Origin of the sequence: Devosia sp. MC532 (assembly GCF_016461625.1) — a bacterium.
Taxonomy (GTDB): Bacteria; Pseudomonadota; Alphaproteobacteria; order Rhizobiales; family Devosiaceae; genus Devosia.
Map to the genome: position 1 here is coordinate 99,367 of NZ_JAEMNZ010000006.1, position 16,425 is coordinate 115,791.

The window sequence follows — 16,425 nt, forward strand, 5'->3', positions numbered from 1 at the left end:
CCCTTTGGGGGAGAGGTCGATGCGCAGCATCGGGTGAGGGGGCCTATCCCCTCGGCCTTCCCCAAACACCGCTCTTCCTCCCTCCCCCTTGCGGGGAGGGACAGAGGGTGGGGGGCGACAGTCCTGAGGTCGACGACAAAATCGGGTGCCCCTTCGTCCCTCCCTCGCTTGCGGGGGAGGTCAGGTGGGGGCCTTAACCGACTACTCGTGCGCCAAAATCGTGCACTGCTCTGGCACTGGAACCAGCTTAGCCTGCGAACCCGGCTCCAAGATATTGGTCAGCGAACCATTGGCCAGTAGCGAACCCGCAGTGGTTTCTGCCTGATACTGGTACGCGCGGCCAAGATAGGTGCGCAGGCCCAGATCAGCCGGGAAGCCAGTTGCTGCCGGATCATTGGTCACATTCAGACCATCGGCGCGGCATGCGAGAATGAACTCGTCCTGGATCGGGCCAAACAGGTTCTGGTTGAGATCAAGACGGACGCCACCGAGCGCTTCTGCCGTCACCGTCTCGCCATTGCGCGCCACAACCTTCATCGAGATGAGGTTTTCAAAGCCCACAAAGCGCGCGACGAACGCATTGGCCGGACGCTGGTAGAGGTTTTCAGGCGTGTCGAGCTGCATGATGCGACCGGCGTGCATAATCGCCACGCGGTCCGAGATCGAGAAGGCTTCTTCCTGATCGTGGGTCACGTAAACTGACGTCGTGCCATTGGCGCGCTGCAGCTTGCGGATTTCGACGCGCATGTCGATACGCAGCTTCGCATCAAGGTTGGAAAGCGGCTCATCGAACATCAGGAGCGGCGGCTCGATAACCAGCGCACGGGCCAAAGCAACGCGCTGTTTCTGCCCACCCGAAAGCGCTGCTGGCAGGCGTTCAGCGAGGTGCGCCAGACCAACGCGTTCAAGCATATCGGCAACGCGCTTGTTCTTTTCAGCCGTGGCAACGCCGCGCTGCTTGAGGCCAAAGCCCACGTTGTCAGCAACCGACAGGTGCGGGAACAGCGCATAGTTCTGGAACACCAGACCAATGTCGCGGTCATGCGCTGGAAGGGTGGTCAGGTCACGACCACCCAGAGTGATCGTGCCCGAAGTTGGCTGCAGGAACCCAGCGACAAGGCGCAGCGTGGTGGTCTTGCCGCAGCCCGAAGCGCCGAGCAGAGAAACCAGTTCACCTTCCGCGATTTCAAGATTGAGGTCTTCCAGAACCTTGGTCTTGCCGTAGTGGGCGGTGATGTTGCGAATAGAAAGAGGTTTGGTCACAGCTGATCTCTATTTGGCAAGGAAGGTGAGGCCCAAGGTCCGTTCCACCACGGCCATAACGCCGACGGTGAGCAGCATGAGCAGCACCGAGACCGAGGCCACGGTGGGGTCAAAGAACTGCTCCATGTGAGCGAGCAGCTGGATGGGGAGGGTCGAGAGACCAGGACCCGTCATGAAGATCGAAATCGATACGTCATTGATCGAGGTGATGAAGGCCAGAATGAAGGCCGCGATCACGCCCGACTGCACGTTCGGCAGCAGCACGGTGAAGAAGGTCTTCAGAGGTGGCGAGCCAAGGCTGACCGCTGCTTCTTCGATCGAGAAGTCAAACGAGGCCAGCGATGCCGAAATCACGCGGATCACATAGGGCAGGATCAGGATCGTGTGCCCCACAATCAGCGACACCATCAGCGGCGCGTTGAACGTATAGGCGACATTCTTGAGCAGCGAGAAACCGAGCACCAGTTCTGGCACCAGCACCGGCAGCACGAAGAAGCTCGATAGCCAACCGGGCAGGTGAATGCGATGGCGGTTGAGCGCATACGCCGCCGGAATGCCAATGAGCAGCGCCACAAAGGTTGAAATCACCGCCACTTGCAGCGAGGTCATCATCGTCCGACGGAAAGCTTCCATCGCAAAGATGTTTTCAAACCAGCGCAGCGACAGTCCCTGTGGTGGGAAGGTGAGATAGGTGGTGTCGGAAATCGACGACCCCAGAATGATCACCAGCGGACCGACAAGGAAGATAAAGACGAGAACGGTAAAGCCGATAAGGGCCGGATGGAGCTTGGTGGGCATCAGACGGCCATTGGGTTCAGTTTGCGAGCAATTTTGGTCATTGCCAGCACGATTGCGATAGTGATCACCACCATAATGGCAGCGATGGTGGAGGCGCTTACCCAGTCAAATGTGACCATGGCCTGCTGGTGCATCAGCGTGCCCATCACCATCACCTGCTCGCCACCCAAAAGCTGGGGCGTTGCATAGGAGGTGAACGAGCCGGTGAACACGAGCACCGCGCCAACGATCAGGCCGGGTACGGCCAGCGGGAAAATAACCTGCATGAAGGTCGCGAATGGCTTTGCGCCGAGCGAAGACGAGGCTTGGATCAGATCGTCCGGAATGCCTTCCAGCACGCCAACAAGCGTCAGGATCATCAGCGGCACAAACAAATAGACCATCGCCACGATCACAGAGCCCTGCGTGTAGAGCATCTGGAAGGGCTCAGAGATAATGCCAAGGTTCATCAGCGTCGAATTGACGATGCCATTCTTGCCCAGAATGATCAGCCAAGCGAACGAGCGGACCACCACACCGGTGAGCAGCGGGAACACAGCGGCGATAATCAGCACAGACTTCAACCAGCCCGGCGCGCGCGACACCACAAAGGCGGTGATGAAGCCTACCGCCAAAGCGATGACAGTCACAGCCAGCGAGATGGTGATGGTGCGCATCAGAACGGTGCGGCGGAAACCGCTGCTGAAAAAGGCCTGATAGGTGGCGAAGGGGCCACCGGGCGTTCCGAAGGTAGCGTAGATGGTCGCGGCCACAGGAGCGACGAGGCCGAGGAGGATCAGCAGTGTCGCAGGTGAGGCTAGGGTCCAGCCGGCAAAGCGTTTCATGAGCCTGGCATTTCGAGAGAGGAATAAAAGGGTGCTGCGCGGGTAAAGGGAACCCGCGCAGCGCTATGCATTACATGCCGAAGTTTTCGTTCCAACGGTCAACCCAGCCACCCTTGGCTGCGTTCATCTTGCCGTAGTGGATGCGTTCGAGCGAACCGATAACGTCCGCGCCATAGGTCCAGATCGAAGCCTGTTCCGGGGTCAGCTTGACGTTGGTGTTGACTGGAGCGTCGACGCCTTCTTCAGCCAGCTTCTGCTGGATTTCATCGGAGAGGATGAAGTTGATGAATTCGTATGCGAGTTCTGGTTCAGCAGCGCCAACTGGGATGTTGACGGTGTTGAGGGTCGCAATCGAACCTTCTTCAAGATCAGCCCAGACGACCGATGGCTTCGCAGCCTGGATCTGTGCGAGGGTGAAGTCCTGTGCGATCGACGCGGTGATTTCGCCGGTCGAGAACAGGTTAATCATTTCCGAGCCAGTGTTGTAGTTCTTGACTACGTTTGGCTTGAGTTCGCTCAGAGCTTCGAAAGCTGCGGTATCGTCGTCAAACGCGTCGGTGCCCTTGTAGAGACCGGCCTTGAGAACAACCATTGGGCCCGCAGTGGTGGTGATGCCTGGCAGCGAGAGCGAGGACTTGAAGTCTTCGCGCCACAAATCGTTCCACGAGGTCACTGGAGTGGTCACAGCTTCGCTGTCGTAAACGATGCCAACGCGACCGATGGTGTAAGCTGGGCCGAAGCCGTCCTGAGGGTCCTTAGCCATTTCATAGATATTGGCCAGGTTCGGGAGCTTGCTCTGGTCGATCTGCTGGAACAGGCCCAGTTCGATACCCTGCTGCGAGAAGCTATCCGAGAAATACGCAACGTCGACGCCGCCGCCGTTACGGATCTGGATCTTGTTCAGACGCTCACCGTTGTTGCCGGTTTCAAAAACGATTTCACAGCCGCACTGTTCGCGGAACGGCGCGAGCACGAGGCTTTCGAGCTTTTCACCGTTAAAGCCCCACCAGGAAATGGTGAGAGTCTTGGTCTGTGCCATAGCGGGCGCTGCGCTCGCGAGGGTGCCGACCGAAATTGCCAATGCCAGCGTACGCGCTAGGTTCTTGTGCATACCGAAAATCCTTGTTCCCTTTAGATACTTGTCTCGCAGACGTGGGTATCTTGGGAATAAGCCTATTTTTTCGGCTATGCCGGTGCAAGTTGCATATTTAGGCGCGTGGTACGGACCTCACAAGATTTACCACTTGTTTACAATTTGCCGCACCACACAATCGGGTGAATCTGGCCGTTCTGCACGTTCACAAAGCCTTCCGGTGCCAAGGGAGAGGGCGCAACGAGCACCCAGCGCCATGGCGCGCAGGTCAGAGTCGCAAAAGCCAGACGCTCTGGGAAGCCAGCCCACCAACGCGGCGAATAGGTTGGCTCATACATCCACTCGATGGTTTCGCCAGCCGCGTAGAGCTCAAGCATTTCCTTGTCGAGTTCTGGGGCAGGGCGGCAGGTCATCAGCCCGCCGATTTCATAGTTCACCCGGGCCAGCACTTTACCGTCGCGCACCAGCGCCCACCCGCCTTGCTGCTCTTGCAGCGTATTGACTGCCAGTGCCATGGCCTCGTCGGAAGAGCCGACCGCCCAGATGTTGTGCTTGTCGTGGCCCATCGAACAGGCCAGCGCCGTGTTCGGCGTCTTGGGGCCTGTCCCCAGCCAGAACATTTTTGAAACGCTCGCCGTGCCCGAGAACCTGTCGACAATAGCGAACTTAGTGATGTTGCGGCTGTCGTCGCGCTGCACCAAGCCGTCGACAATCGACAGATCGGTGGTGATGAACTCGTCATGCCAATGGAAGGGACGCAGCAGCGCCGCCTTGCAGCTGTCCGTCGCTCCCTCTGGCGCGGCGATGGCAAAATCGGCGGCAGTCAAGGCGCGGCCGATATTGACCGTTTGGCGCGCCCATTGCGGCCAGTCGATCGTGGGAACCTCAGCGATATATTCACGGCCCTTCGAAACCTGCATCCCGTCGGCCCAAACTTCCGAAATCGACAGTGTAGCTTCGTCGTCAAGGAACACCAGATCGGCGTAACGCCCCGGCGAGATCGAACCAACCCAAGGGGTGAGGCGCATATGGCGTGCGGGGTTGATCGTCACCATCTGCACGGCCACTTCCATCGGCAGCCCGGCTTGAATGGCGAGGCGCACATTATGGTCCGTCGCCCCAAGCTTCATCGTGTCCGAGCACGAACGGTCATCAGTGCAGAGTGCAAAATTTGACCAATCCTGCTGGCCGCGATCGAGCAAGCCTTTGATCATGTCGGTCAGCGAATGCGGGCGCAGCTCCATAAAGAGACCACGACGCAGCTTGTCTGCGACTTCCTCGGCGGTCCACGCTTCGTGGTCCGAAGCCATGCCCGCACCGGCAAAGGCGTTGATATCGTCAATCGCCCGCATCCCCGCCGCATGACCTTCGACCACACCGCGCGCTTCAAACGTCGCTTCGATCATGCCCCAAAGGCGCTCGTGCGACGGGTTCTCTGGGTTCCACACCGCTGGCCAATCCATCACCTCATCAAGGCCCGAAACGGCCAGATTGGTGGTCATGAACTTGAGCTGTTCGCCATAGCCGAAATGCCCGCCACCATGTTCATAGGCAGTCGGCGGCACAGCGGAGCCGGGCAGGGGGAAGATTTTTGCTGGCGAACCTGCGGCGCGCGCGGTCATCCAGAATTCGAGATTGTGCGGCCCATCAACATTGGAAAATTCGTGGCTCGCTTCGCAGGTCCAGGTGCAGCCAAAGGGCAAAACCAGCGCCGCTTCCCATTCCGGGGTGAGGTGGCTCGATTCAATATGCTTATGCACTTCGCCAAAGCCCGGCACGACCGAGAGATGGCTGCGGTCGATCCGCTCGCCCACTTCGCCCGGATATGCGCCCGCTGGTCCAACCCAGGCGATGCGGCGCCCCGAGATGACGATCTCTTGGTCCTCATACCAATTGCGTCCATAGACGTCCAAAAGTCGACCGACGCGAATAGCTGTGTCGGCAGGCTTCATGCCCAGCGCCACCAGTGCCAAATGCTTGCGGATCGCCACTTCGTCGCGCGCATTGATGAGGAGGTCATTTGGGAAATCGGTCATCGTAGAATCCATCTGCCGGGCTGCCAGCGTTCAATTTTGACCTAACACGATGATCGATCTACCGAAAGCGCGCAGCCCGAACCTTCCCCACACCCAGCCCCAAGAACTCCCCTACTTCAATCCAAACCCCAAGCCCTTGAGCACACCACTCAGCGCCTCGCGGCCGCGCAAAGCCTTAACCGTGCCCACGCGTTTGGCGATCATTTTGGTCCAGTCGATTACAGTCATGCCCTGCTTCTCCTGAAAGCCGCGCATGGTCTGATCGTAACGCGCCAGCGTCTCAGCATCAGCGGCATCGCCATAAGTCTCCTCATGCAACACGAGGCTTTGCGGCAGGCGCGGCTTCACCTCCGAGGCGCGTTCCTCGTCCGGATAGCCCAGCGTCAGCCCAAAAACGGCCACGCATTCTTTTGGCAGCCCGAGTTCTGCGGCCACTTCGGCTGGCTTGTTGCGCATGCCCCCAATGTAGCAACTGCCGAGCCCCAGCGAGCTCGCCGCCACAACTGTATTCTGTGCCGCTAGAGTGGAGTCGATAACGCCAATGAGAAAGCTCTCCATATAGTCGAGACCGTCTCCGGGCAGCTCTTCGCGTTGCGCCAGTGTCCGCAACCGCGCCAGATCCGCGATCCAGACGAGAAACACGGGTGCGGTGACGATATGGGGATTGCCCCCGCTCAATTCCGCCAGCCGCGCTTTGCGCTCAGCGTCGCGCACCATCACCACGCTCCAGGCCTGCACATTGGATGACGTCGGTGCTGATTGCGCTGCCGCTACCAAAGCCTCAATGACACCAGGCTCAACGGGCTTCGGCAAATAGGCGCGCGCCGACTTATGGTCGAGCATCAGACCAATGGTGTCAGACCAAACCGCTCCGGTCTGTGGAGCGTCGACGCCATAGCGCAGCGCCAGACAGGTTGCGGCGGTGGTGTTTTGCGACTTGGCGTCCGTGTTCACTTGCGCAGGCGACATAGGAATATCGAAACTCTCTTACGTGTCCGTACCAGGATTTGAGCGTTATCCGCTTCCTTCGGTAAGGGCCATTGGCAAGTGTTAAAACGTCCATCATGCGTAATCTGTTCAGCGTGCTAGATGGCGAACCGCACACCGCGCCTTAATTACGCCAAACGGTCGATGGTATTGGCGGTGGAACGCGGGCACAATTTCCTGCGTTACCCACTGTAATCCGCTGGTGTTTGGGATTAATTTGGCTGCGGCGATTTGCCATCCCAGTCACAATGGTTTCATCCTCTGGCGGACTGGGGGCGATGCGACTACATACACCCGCAGGGTGAAACCAGCGCGGGGAATACTCCGCGTTCAACTGCGTACTGGCGCCCCCCTGCCGGATTACGCGCTTTTTTGGTGAGACAAATGAACCTTCTCCGCACGATCGCTTTCGCTGGTTTGGCAACTGCTATGACCATCGCAGCAGCTTCTGCCGCTAACTACGAAGTTAAGATGCTCAACAAGGGCACTGACGGCACTCCAATGGTTTTCGAGCCTGCTTTCCTGCAGATCGAAGTTGGTGACTCGGTAACCTTCATCCCAACCGACAAGTCGCACAACGCTGAATCGATCAAGGATCTGATTCCTGAAGGCGCTACCCCATTCAAGGGCAAGCTGAACGAAGAAATCACCGTAACCTTCGACGTTGAAGGCGCATATGCTTACAAGTGCCTTCCGCACCTGGGCATGGGCATGGTTGGTCTGATCGTCGTTGGCGACGCACCAGCAAACCTTGCTGACATCACTGCTGCAAAGATGCCGAAGAAGTCGGCAGACGCCTTCGCAGCAATGGCAGCAATGGTTAAGTAAACCGTTGTTGGGTTCGGGCGGCGTTTCGTCGCCCGCGCCCTCTTCGCTTGCTCGCAAGCGTTTTGATCGTTGAGCATGGCTCCGATCCTCTAACTCCCCATAAATCGGCTATTTCACGCGCGCTTTGCTTGTCGCTCGGCACTGACTTATGCGAACACCTATGGGTGGATATGGGCAGCGCTGATCCTCTGGTTCGGCGGTAACATGGGAGTGCGGTCAATGGCCTTGTTACGCGAACTCAGTCTTGAAACTCTGCTCTCGCGCGTTGCGGGCGTGTTGATTTTCGTCGCCCTACAAGGGTTCTTCCTCGCCCTCTTTGCGCGCTTTATGGGTGATCGTCGTCCGCAGAACGAAGGGCGTCTAACGCCCAATCCCTTTGGGCAGCTCTCTGTCTGGGGTGCCGTTATTGGCGCGCTCTTTGCGCTGACATGGCCGCGCCCTATGCGCATGCGAGCCTCCGCCAATCGCTTCGGCCTTGGTGGCGTTATCGCGGCGGTCGTGCTGAGCCTTGTGGCTGTTGCGCTCTTTATTCCGATAGCCGATTGGCTACGCGGCGTAGCGCTGATGCTGCCGCGCACGGGTGGCTACGCTGCAATTCTCATCCTGCAGCAATTCCAGCTGCTTGCTGCCGGTTCAATTCTCTTGAACCTGCTGCCCATCCCGGGTCTCGCGATGGGCTCTATCTGGACGGCACTCTGGCCGGAGCGCGAAAAGCGCTTGCTGCGTCATGAGCCGCTGGGCGTGGGCTTGGTGATCATCGCCTTGGTGGTTGGGATTGTGCCCAATCTTGCCAGCTACACCTTGCCCTTCCTGTCGCGGCTCTAGGAACTATTCCCCGGCGTGGCCGGTATAGCCGAACTCGTCCAAAATCGCGGCGATCGTGCCATCGGCAACGAGGGCATCAATTGCCTGATCGACCTGATCCCGTAGGAACGTATTGCGGCTGCTGACCAGCGCGCCGATATGCACGACGCTTTCTGGCAAAGGCGTTGAGCCGATGATCCGCAGAGCCTTGGTGTCTTCGCGCTCACGCTGCATTTTGGCCAAAACGGGTTGCCACAGGATCATGCCACCAATGGTGTCATCGAGAACGCGTGTGGCCATCAAATTCGGGTCGGCATAGGGCAGGCGGCGCCAACGCTGATCTTCTGCCTGCTGCAAGTTCCAGTTGATCAGATTGAGTTCACCAAGGCTGGCCATAGCCGTGCCAAGGCGCACGTCCTTGGGAATGTCCGCAAGGCTCTGATAGTCGGTGTCTTTGACGGCGAGAACGAAGGGCACTGAAGCGTAGGGACGGGTAATCGCAAAAGCTTCCGATATCGGCGAGTTCACCGAAACCGAAATGCCCATGAAAATATCGCAGTCATTGTTCATCGCCAGCGACAGCTCGTCGATAAAGCCTTCACCATTGAGGGGGAAGCCGCCAAAGCCTTCGAGAGTTTTGACCTCGAGGAACAGGGCGTCGCCAATGGCACGGGCGATGGCATCATCGAACTGACGGGCCTGGCTGGTCATGTCGAAACATGCGGTCAGGCTGTCCCCTGCCACGCGGCGCGTGTTGTCGAACAGTTCCTGCGGAATGCCGGTTTGAGCAAATGCTGTGCCTGCCATCAAAACGGAGGCGAGGGCAGCGGCGGTCATGCGGATCATCTGGCTCTCCTATAAACGAGAAAAGGGGCCGTAGCCCCTTTTCAAATTCGCTAAGTCAGCAAATTACTTTGCGAGCTTGTAAACGAAGATCGAGTTGCCGGTACCGGTTGGCAGAGCCACTTCTGGGTGAGCCGACGAGATCGACGAAGCCGAGTTCGAGTAACCGGTTGGGACAACCAGGTACTGTTCGCCGTCGATTTCGTAGGTCGCTGGGTAGCCGCCAATCGGAGCGTTCAGACGCTGCGACCAAACTTCTTCACCGGTGTCCTGATCCCATGCCTTGAGGTAACGACCAGCGTCACCACCGAAGACGAGGCCACCTGCGGTCGAGAGAACCGACGAGGTGATGGATGGACGCGAACGGACCTTCCACTTGTCTTCGCCAGCAGTTGGCGAAACGGTCAGAGCCTGAACCAGACCAGCTTCGGTGATGCCTTCTGGCAGCACGCGTGGGCCGAACTTCACTGCACCAACAGCGTTACCTGCGGTGAATTCAGTCTGGGTTGGAGCAACGGTGTTGCACGCTTCGTTCAGTGGAACGAAGAACGACGCGTTGTCTGGGTTGTACGAAGCGGCCTGCCACAGCTTGCCACCGGAAACCGATGTACAGATCATGTGGGTTTCGCCAACGGACGAGAACACGAGGTCTTCGTTGATGTTGACCTTGCCGTCTGGATCGATCGAGGAAACGACGTTCTGAACGACGGTTTCCTTGGACCAGAGGTACTTACCAGTGTCGCGGTCGAGGCCCCATGCGATACCGATCTTGCCTGGTACCGAAACGACCATCTTGTGCTTTACGCCGTCAACTTCCTGGTCAACCAGGATGCGTTCGAACGGAGCGTCAAGATCCCAGTTATCGCGTGGAAGGTGTGAGTAGTACCAGTTCAGCTCACCGGTCGATGCGTTGATCGCCAGAGTCGAGTTGGTGTAGAGCACTTCGCCATCGCCCGAACCACGGATGAGTTCTGCGTATGGACCAGGCATACCGACACCCCAGTAGGTGGTGTTGGTTTCAGCGTCGTAAGCACCGGTTGCCCATGGAGTACCACCCCAACGGTTTTCTGGTGGAACGTCGCCCCAAGAAGCCTGCTGCTCTGGGTTGTTTGGATCGTTGATGGTGTTGAAGCGCCAAATTTCTTCGCCGGTTTCAACGTCGTGAGCCATGATGTAGCAGCCGCCAGCGGTGCCGGCGATCGAGCAGCCCGAGATAGCCGAGATGATCTTGCCGTCAGCGATGACTGGACCGATGGTGTAGGAATAGCCGAGGTTGTAGTCGAGAACCTGCTTTTCCCATGCGGTTTTGCCGTCGGCTGCGTTCAGCACAACGATCTTCGCATCAACGGTGGTCAGGATGACCTTGTCGCCGTAAAGGGCGATCGAGTTCTTCTGACGACGTGCCTGGTTGGCCTGGTAGGACCAAGTTGCTGGCAGTTCTGGCAGCGCGTGGGTGTACTTCCAGATCAGTTCACCGGTCTTAGCATCGAGTGCTTCAACGATGTTGTTGTTGGTCTGGAGGAACATGATGCCGTCGTGGATCAACGGTGCAGTTTCCTGGATGCCAGCAACAGCCATTGGCCATGCCCAAGCGAGTTCCAGGTCGCCAACGGTTTCCTTGTTGATCTTGTCAAGCTTGGAGTGACCGTGGTTTTCGTAGTTACCGCGCCACATCAGCCATTCTTCAGCTGGTGGGTTGAGCAGCATGTCAGCAGTGACTGGCTCGTAGCCTTCGATCACGTTCTGAGCAAAGCTCGGGCTAGCAACAGCAACGAAAGCCGTCGAGGCGATCAGCATGCTCTTGAGGAATGTCGAATTCATAAGATGCTCCTTCGCGTGGCACATGGTCTATGTGCCCGGAATTCTTAGATCAGTTAGCAACCGGCAGGGTTTTGCCGAAAGTGAACGCTTGCGGCACAGACGGCGCTGCTGGAGCGGCCGGTGCAGCGGGTTCAGCGCCACCCGGGAGCTGCTTGCCCCAAGTGAAAGCCTGCGGAACGGAAGGACCCGCGGTCGGAGCGGCAACTTCGCTTGCTGCTGCGGCTGGACGGTTAGCCAGGCCAGCTTCAACTTCTGCCTGAAGCGAGATCGCGTAGAGCAGATCTTCGTCGGCAACCATCGGTTCATCGCCCGGCTCAGCGCCGTTGAATTCCATGATGTATGCAACGATGTTCAGGTAAGCTTCGTCGCCGAGGGTGCCAGCGCCAGATGGCGGCATAGCAACAGCGATGAAGTCATAAAGACCGCCTGCAGAATCCCAGTTCTGCATAACGTCCATGCCGAAAAGGCCTGGAGCGTCCGGGCCTTCAAGCTGACGGCCATGACATGCAGCACACTGCTGGTCATAAACGATCTTACCAGCGGCTGCTTGTTCTGCGGTGAAGCCAGCAGCATTCGCTACGCCTGCAAAGGCGGTGAATGCCACCATAACGGCGGTGAGCCGCTTAGAGGTTCGAGTCACGATTACCCTCCCAACAAGGTGAGGTGGAGCAACCAAAGTTGCTTTGGTTATTTGATACGGTCGTGCGGCAGAGCGTCGTACAGCCGTGGGAGCGTGAAGCCAGTCAACATCCGGTCGTTTGAACGTTTAAAGGCCTAAGGAGGTATAGGTTTCTCCTATCAGGAAGATCAATAGAAACTTATGACCCGACGCGACCAATTTCCCCATCAATCTGATATCTTTCCCTCAGGTCTTGGTAGGCTTTTGAGGCCTTAACTTCCGATAATGAGTGAATAATTTCCGACTTCAGGGTTTGATCGCCTTTCCACATCCCAATGGCTGTCACTGTGAGTTGAACGGTGTGTTCGGGAAGCCAGAACAGTGAGAAGTCAGCATCTTGCAGATTCGCGGATGCGGCAGTGAACCGCTCCGTCACTCCAAAACTGACAGCCCCAGAGATGAGTTCCGCCTTAAACTGATCACTATTTCGAGCGGGTTTTGCCTTAAATCCGTTCTCTCGCAGCCATGCTGAAAGGGCGAGGCGATTAAGGCCCGATGTGCCCGGCAAGACCGCAACCGAGTCGCCCGCCACCGGCATGGTTCCATCCCGCGCCACCAACACCCATCCCGTCGCCGCATCGGTCGGAATGGTCTGCAAATAGCCTCTGGTCTGCGCGCTATCGGCAACGCCGCCAGCGATCACATCGCATTGCGCCCGAGTAAGTAGCCAGTTGCGCGGGTTAAAGTCCGCACCAATCGAGGAGAGCGTATTCACCACCAGCCGCAATCCCATGCGGTCGGCGATCATCTGCATCAGCTCGATGTCATAGCCCGGCGCTTCCGGATTGCCCGTCACCAGCGGCGGGAATGCTGGTGGCACGCACAGCTTGATAAAGCCCGCGTCGCGCCGCTCCTTGAGCGAGGTGTCCGCTGGCAGAAAGCTCACCGCCGTCAGGCCGACAACGATAATGCCAATATTGATGGCCGTGCTCAGCCAGCGGTTTCGGCCCTTGCGCTTCATTTGCGGCCAAAGTCCCAAAGCGCGAGCAGGAAGAAGCCCACGGCCATGCACGCCGTCATCGTCGGCCCGATATAGGCCGGGAACTGATTGAAGTTGATCAGCACGCCGCGCAACATATCCACCGCATAGGTCACGGGGTTGATCTGCACCAGAAACACCAGCCATTCCGGATACATCACCGCCGTCTGCGTGCGCGTCAGCGCCGGATCAAGCGGGAACACCGAGGATGAGGTGAAGTAGAGCGGCAGAATGATGGTGTTGGAGAACACCCCAAAGCCTTCAAAACTGCGCACCTTGCCCGCTAGCACCACGCCAAAACACGTCAGTCCGAACGACAGCGAGAACATCAAAAACAGCGCCAGCAGCACCTGATCGACGCCCAGCGTCACATCGGCAAACCGCGCCAGAATAAGCACGATCGCGCCATGCAGGGTGGCAATCGTCGCCCCGCCCAAAACCTTGCCCAAGAGGATCAGCGGCCGGGGCAGGGGCGAGACCAGCACCTCGCGCAGAAACCCAAACTCTCGATCCCAGATCACCGACACCGCGAACTGGATCGAGGTGTACATGATGTTCAGCACGATCACGGCCGGGAACAGGAACTGCAGATAGGTATAGGGGATGACATAGCGCACCTCCCCATAGACCTCGCCGCGGAAATAGGGGTTCAGCCCCACGCCAAGAATAAGCAGCCAAATGAGGGGTCGGCTCACGCCCCCGATCATCTGCCCCCGGTCACGCGTTGCCCGCAAAATTTCGCGTAGCCACACGCCATGCACGCCGCGCAGCCAGATCATTGCCGTTGAACTCATCGTCTGCCCCCTCGGCGGCCAGCGGCCTTTTCTGCGTCACGCTTGCCCTCGGCTGTGTCGCGCAGCGCGCGCCCGGTCAGCGACAGGAACACGCTTTCCAGCGATGGGTCCTGGAAGTGGATGCTGGCGAGATCGCCCTGATACTGCGCCAGGAACGCGTCAACCGCGCCCTTGTCGTCGGCCGGCAGCATGATCCGCCCATCGGCCATGGTCTGCCCACCGGCATAGCTGCCCAAAATTGCTTGCCCAAGGGCCTCACTCTTGGGCATCACCTGCAACCAGCGCCGGCCATATTGGGCCTTCAATTCGCCCGGTGTGCCCTTGGCGATAATCTCGCCGTGGTCGATCACACACACGAGGTCTGCGCTTTCCACTTCCTCAATATAGTGGGTCGTGGTCAGCACGGTCAGCCCGCGCTCGGCACGCAGCTTATCGAGATAAAGCCAAATCCGATTGCGCGTCTGCGCATCGAGCCCCACGGTTGGCTCATCCAAAAACAGAATTTCCGGATTGTGCATCAGCGCCCGCGCGATCTCGAGCCGCCGCCGCATCCCGCCCGAGAAATTGCGCACAATGTCGTCTTCCCACTCGGTCAGCTCAACCAGCGCCAGCACTTCAGCGCTGCGCTGCTTGCGCTCCTTGGGCGACATCCCATAAACGCGCCCGTGGAAGTCGAGGTTCTCCCAAGCGCTTAAGCGGTCATCAAGGCTGGAATCCTGAAACACCACGCCCAGCGAGCGCCGCGCCTTGGCCGATTGCTTGACCACGTCGAACCCGGCAATGCTCGCCGACCCCGCGTCCGGGCGGCGCAGCGTGCACAAAATGCTCACCAGCGTCGTCTTGCCCGCCCCATTGGGGCCGAGCAGCGCATAGCTGGCGCCGCGTGGAATGGTCAGGCTGACGTCTTTGAGAACTGTGTGGTCGCCATAGCGGGCGACGACATGGTCCACAGTCACAGCATTGGCCGTCATGGAATGGGCCTTATCTCTTTGTTACTAGTCCGGGCGTTGCCACGTTTCCGCAGCGAGGTCAAAGCCAAGCTGTAACGCGACGGCGCAGTTTTTGGTGACAACTGTCCGATGAACCGCGCGCATAGCCCATAAAACTGAGCCTTGATAATGGCTTGCACAAGACCTGCGACAAACAAAAACGCCCCGAGCGCGAACTCAGGGCGTTCCATGCTGTCAGCCGCGTAAAATTACGCCGCAATGACCTTGATCGTCAGTTCTTCTTCCGACGACACCACGTCCACCAAACGGTCGATATTGGGGTGCGCCCCCGGATTGGTGCAGGCGTCGTCGGTGTGTTCACCAAAAACCAGCAAGCCATGCTCGGCGGCAGCCACGTTCAGCGCGCCAAATTCCTGCTGCAGATACTGATAAACCTTGAGCGAACCTTGCTTGCCCGGCGCATTTTCTATTGTGGCCACAACTGCGCCCGCACCATCCACCAACTCAATCCGCGCCACCCCGTCGATAGCCGGGAGCAGGCCCAAATTCTCTTTAAAATCCGCGCCAGGTTCAATCATCAGTGCCTCGTAAGGGTAGGGGGGTGTTGTTCGAGGCGTTTAGCAGGGAATGCAGCGGGAGGGGAGGGGGCCTAAAGCAGTGAATTGTTGCGCCCGAAACACCGATCCTCATCAGGTACATTTCCCGTAGAGCGCCGGAGTTCAGGTGATTTCTGATCTACGACGGCGCGGTCCAGCTATGAACGGCGGTTTTTGCAGACAGTCCTCGCGGCTTTGGGCGGTAGTGGGTCTCGAAAGGCGGTAAGGTTACCGCCTTCGGACTTTTAGTCTCAAGCCGACCGGGATCACGCTAAGACAAAAACTGTGCCCGATGGTGTTGCAAAAATGGAGCATGCTCGGAGCTGAGCCCATTAATTCTGATGCCCCTCGATATTCCTAAGCGACTTATATTGGCCGGTGACACACGAGACGAAATCAGCAGCCGACCGTCATTCTCGAACGTTATTAGGTTACGATCGAATAGAGCATCTAAATGTGCGGCCAAGAGGACACCGTTGTTTGGGTTTAAGCGCTCGCTGTTTGAGGAGACAGACCAGCTCTTGATATGGGACGCTCTAAGTAGTGCAGGATGGTCTACATGACTCACCGGGCAAGTTCCTTGCCAGTAGCTGAGAAGCGATGATCGAAATTCCCCTTGTCCCACCCGAGCGGCTTGCAGTCTCTCGCGTTCTGTAAGCGGGTCTGCGTCAGAGCACACGGCCCTGATTGGGCCGTCTGGGGTTTCAATTTTCGTATTGTGCTCAAGAAGATTAACTAAGTCAGTGAGACTGTTGCGCGTGACGCCAACAGCCATGCCGTGTCGACTTTCCGAAACACGATGATCTACCTGGTAAACGGAAAAAGCTCGCAAATTGCTATTAATGTAGGATTTTGCGGGCACCGCCAGTTCGACTTCAAGCAACGATTGAATGCTATCCGCGATGTTGAAGTAGTGGGGATGGATGACCAGCGGGCGAGTTTTCGTTTTCCGCTTCACGTAGACCACCAGCTGGCCTCGAGAGAATTGGTGAAGCTTAACGGTGCTGTGGGTCAGTCTAAATCCTAGAGCAATCAATGCATGAGTTAGCTCGTCGTCAACAAGATAATTAATAGCGCCCATTTTTGCCTCGTGACTTGGTCAGGGCGGTCCCGCTCACCGCGCATAATCG

16 protein-coding genes are annotated in these 16,425 nt (G+C 58.0%); 2 read left to right on the plus strand and 14 right to left on the minus strand.

The annotated features are described in order from the left end of the window. Window positions 1-201: 201 nt before the first annotated feature. From JHC09_RS09390 to JHC09_RS09415, 6 genes are all read right to left on the minus strand, one after another. Window positions 202-1,263: an ABC transporter ATP-binding protein gene (locus tag JHC09_RS09390; RefSeq protein ID WP_199531740.1), complete on the minus strand. Its 1,062-nt coding sequence runs from the start codon at window positions 1,261-1,263 to the stop codon at window positions 202-204. Window positions 1,264-1,272: 9 nt separating this feature from the next. After that, entirely contained in the window at window positions 1,273-2,064 is a 792-nt protein-coding gene (locus tag JHC09_RS09395; RefSeq protein WP_169194825.1) for an ABC transporter permease, read from the minus strand. Next, complete coding sequence (locus JHC09_RS09400; protein ID WP_169194745.1) at window positions 2,061-2,885, minus strand: ABC transporter permease; 825 nt, start codon at window positions 2,883-2,885, stop codon at window positions 2,061-2,063. Before JHC09_RS09400 ends, JHC09_RS09395 begins: the two co-directional genes overlap by 4 nt. 70 nt (window positions 2,886-2,955) lie before the next feature. Next, a complete protein-coding gene (locus tag JHC09_RS09405) occupies window positions 2,956-3,996 on the minus strand; it encodes an ABC transporter substrate-binding protein (RefSeq protein ID WP_182395121.1) in 1,041 nt (346 codons plus the stop codon). A gap of 137 nt (window positions 3,997-4,133) precedes the next feature. Then, complete coding sequence (locus JHC09_RS09410) at window positions 4,134-6,026, minus strand: adenine deaminase C-terminal domain-containing protein (RefSeq protein ID WP_199531741.1); 1,893 nt, start codon at window positions 6,024-6,026, stop codon at window positions 4,134-4,136. Between the two features lie 99 nt (window positions 6,027-6,125). Further along, window positions 6,126-6,983 carry an NADPH-dependent oxidoreductase gene (locus JHC09_RS09415; RefSeq protein WP_199531742.1) on the minus strand — a complete coding sequence of 286 codons (858 nt, stop codon included), beginning with the start codon at window positions 6,981-6,983 and terminating at the stop codon, window positions 6,126-6,128. Window positions 6,984-7,385: 402 nt separating this feature from the next. Between JHC09_RS09415 and JHC09_RS09420 the strand changes: the two genes are divergently transcribed. Continuing rightward, window positions 7,386-7,829, plus strand: coding sequence for a pseudoazurin (locus JHC09_RS09420; RefSeq protein WP_169194749.1), 444 nt, complete (start codon window positions 7,386-7,388; stop codon window positions 7,827-7,829). A gap of 219 nt (window positions 7,830-8,048) precedes the next feature. Continuing rightward, complete coding sequence (locus JHC09_RS09425; RefSeq protein ID WP_199531743.1) at window positions 8,049-8,654, plus strand: hypothetical protein; 606 nt, start codon at window positions 8,049-8,051, stop codon at window positions 8,652-8,654. Between the two features lie 3 nt (window positions 8,655-8,657). Here JHC09_RS09425 and JHC09_RS09430 read toward each other — a convergent pair whose 3' ends face one another. The 8 genes from JHC09_RS09430 to JHC09_RS09465 all read right to left on the minus strand — a co-directional run bounded on the left by JHC09_RS09430 (window position 8,658) and on the right by JHC09_RS09465 (window position 16,376). Beyond that, window positions 8,658-9,479, minus strand: a complete 822-nt coding sequence (locus JHC09_RS09430; RefSeq protein WP_199531744.1) for a transporter substrate-binding domain-containing protein — start codon at window positions 9,477-9,479, stop codon at window positions 8,658-8,660. Window positions 9,480-9,542: 63 nt separating this feature from the next. Then, window positions 9,543-11,297, minus strand: a complete 1,755-nt coding sequence (locus tag JHC09_RS09435) for a PQQ-binding-like beta-propeller repeat protein (RefSeq protein ID WP_199531745.1) — start codon at window positions 11,295-11,297, stop codon at window positions 9,543-9,545. Window positions 11,298-11,346: 49 nt separating this feature from the next. After that, a complete protein-coding gene (locus JHC09_RS09440) occupies window positions 11,347-11,937 on the minus strand; it encodes a c-type cytochrome (RefSeq protein WP_199531746.1) in 591 nt (196 codons plus the stop codon). Between the two features lie 178 nt (window positions 11,938-12,115). Beyond that, the gene (locus JHC09_RS09445; RefSeq protein ID WP_199531747.1) at window positions 12,116-12,937 is read right to left on the minus strand and encodes a transporter substrate-binding domain-containing protein; all 822 of its coding nucleotides are present in this window, start codon (window positions 12,935-12,937) and stop codon (window positions 12,116-12,118) included. Continuing rightward, the gene (locus JHC09_RS09450) at window positions 12,934-13,749 is read right to left on the minus strand and encodes an ABC transporter permease (RefSeq protein ID WP_248305919.1); all 816 of its coding nucleotides are present in this window, start codon (window positions 13,747-13,749) and stop codon (window positions 12,934-12,936) included. The genes JHC09_RS09445 and JHC09_RS09450 overlap by 4 nt, the downstream gene beginning before the upstream one ends. Then, the gene (locus JHC09_RS09455; protein WP_199531748.1) at window positions 13,746-14,720 is read right to left on the minus strand and encodes an ATP-binding cassette domain-containing protein; all 975 of its coding nucleotides are present in this window, start codon (window positions 14,718-14,720) and stop codon (window positions 13,746-13,748) included. Before JHC09_RS09455 ends, JHC09_RS09450 begins: the two co-directional genes overlap by 4 nt. A gap of 227 nt (window positions 14,721-14,947) precedes the next feature. Further along, window positions 14,948-15,277 carry a DUF2322 family protein gene (locus JHC09_RS09460; RefSeq protein WP_199531749.1) on the minus strand — a complete coding sequence of 110 codons (330 nt, stop codon included), beginning with the start codon at window positions 15,275-15,277 and terminating at the stop codon, window positions 14,948-14,950. Between the two features lie 289 nt (window positions 15,278-15,566). Continuing rightward, on the minus strand, window positions 15,567-16,376 hold the full coding sequence (locus JHC09_RS09465) for an HNH endonuclease signature motif containing protein (protein ID WP_199531750.1): 810 nt from the start codon (window positions 16,374-16,376) through the stop codon (window positions 15,567-15,569). Window positions 16,377-16,425: the final 49 nt, after the last annotated feature.

What these genes read in the sequence shown, in the direction of transcription:
- JHC09_RS09450 (WP_248305919.1), bottom strand. Translation starts at nt 13,749, where the DNA reads ATGAGTTCAACGGCAATGATCTGGCTGCGCGGCGTGCATGGCGTGTGG.
- JHC09_RS09455 (WP_199531748.1), bottom strand. Translation starts at nt 14,720, where the DNA reads ATGACGGCCAATGCTGTGACTGTGGACCATGTCGTCGCCCGCTATGGC.
- JHC09_RS09420 (WP_169194749.1), top strand. Translation starts at nt 7,386, where the DNA reads ATGAACCTTCTCCGCACGATCGCTTTCGCTGGTTTGGCAACTGCTATG.
- JHC09_RS09400 (WP_169194745.1), bottom strand. Translation starts at nt 2,885, where the DNA reads ATGAAACGCTTTGCCGGCTGGACCCTAGCCTCACCTGCGACACTGCTG.
- JHC09_RS09435 (WP_199531745.1), bottom strand. Translation starts at nt 11,297, where the DNA reads ATGAATTCGACATTCCTCAAGAGCATGCTGATCGCCTCGACGGCTTTC.
- JHC09_RS09425 (WP_199531743.1), top strand. Translation starts at nt 8,049, where the DNA reads ATGGCCTTGTTACGCGAACTCAGTCTTGAAACTCTGCTCTCGCGCGTT.
- JHC09_RS09405 (WP_182395121.1), bottom strand. Translation starts at nt 3,996, where the DNA reads ATGCACAAGAACCTAGCGCGTACGCTGGCATTGGCAATTTCGGTCGGC.
- JHC09_RS09430 (WP_199531744.1), bottom strand. Translation starts at nt 9,479, where the DNA reads ATGATCCGCATGACCGCCGCTGCCCTCGCCTCCGTTTTGATGGCAGGC.
- JHC09_RS09445 (WP_199531747.1), bottom strand. Translation starts at nt 12,937, where the DNA reads ATGAAGCGCAAGGGCCGAAACCGCTGGCTGAGCACGGCCATCAATATT.
- JHC09_RS09460 (WP_199531749.1), bottom strand. Translation starts at nt 15,277, where the DNA reads ATGATTGAACCTGGCGCGGATTTTAAAGAGAATTTGGGCCTGCTCCCG.
- JHC09_RS09415 (WP_199531742.1), bottom strand. Translation starts at nt 6,983, where the DNA reads ATGTCGCCTGCGCAAGTGAACACGGACGCCAAGTCGCAAAACACCACC.
- JHC09_RS09410 (WP_199531741.1), bottom strand. Translation starts at nt 6,026, where the DNA reads ATGGATTCTACGATGACCGATTTCCCAAATGACCTCCTCATCAATGCG.
- JHC09_RS09465 (WP_199531750.1), bottom strand. Translation starts at nt 16,376, where the DNA reads ATGGGCGCTATTAATTATCTTGTTGACGACGAGCTAACTCATGCATTG.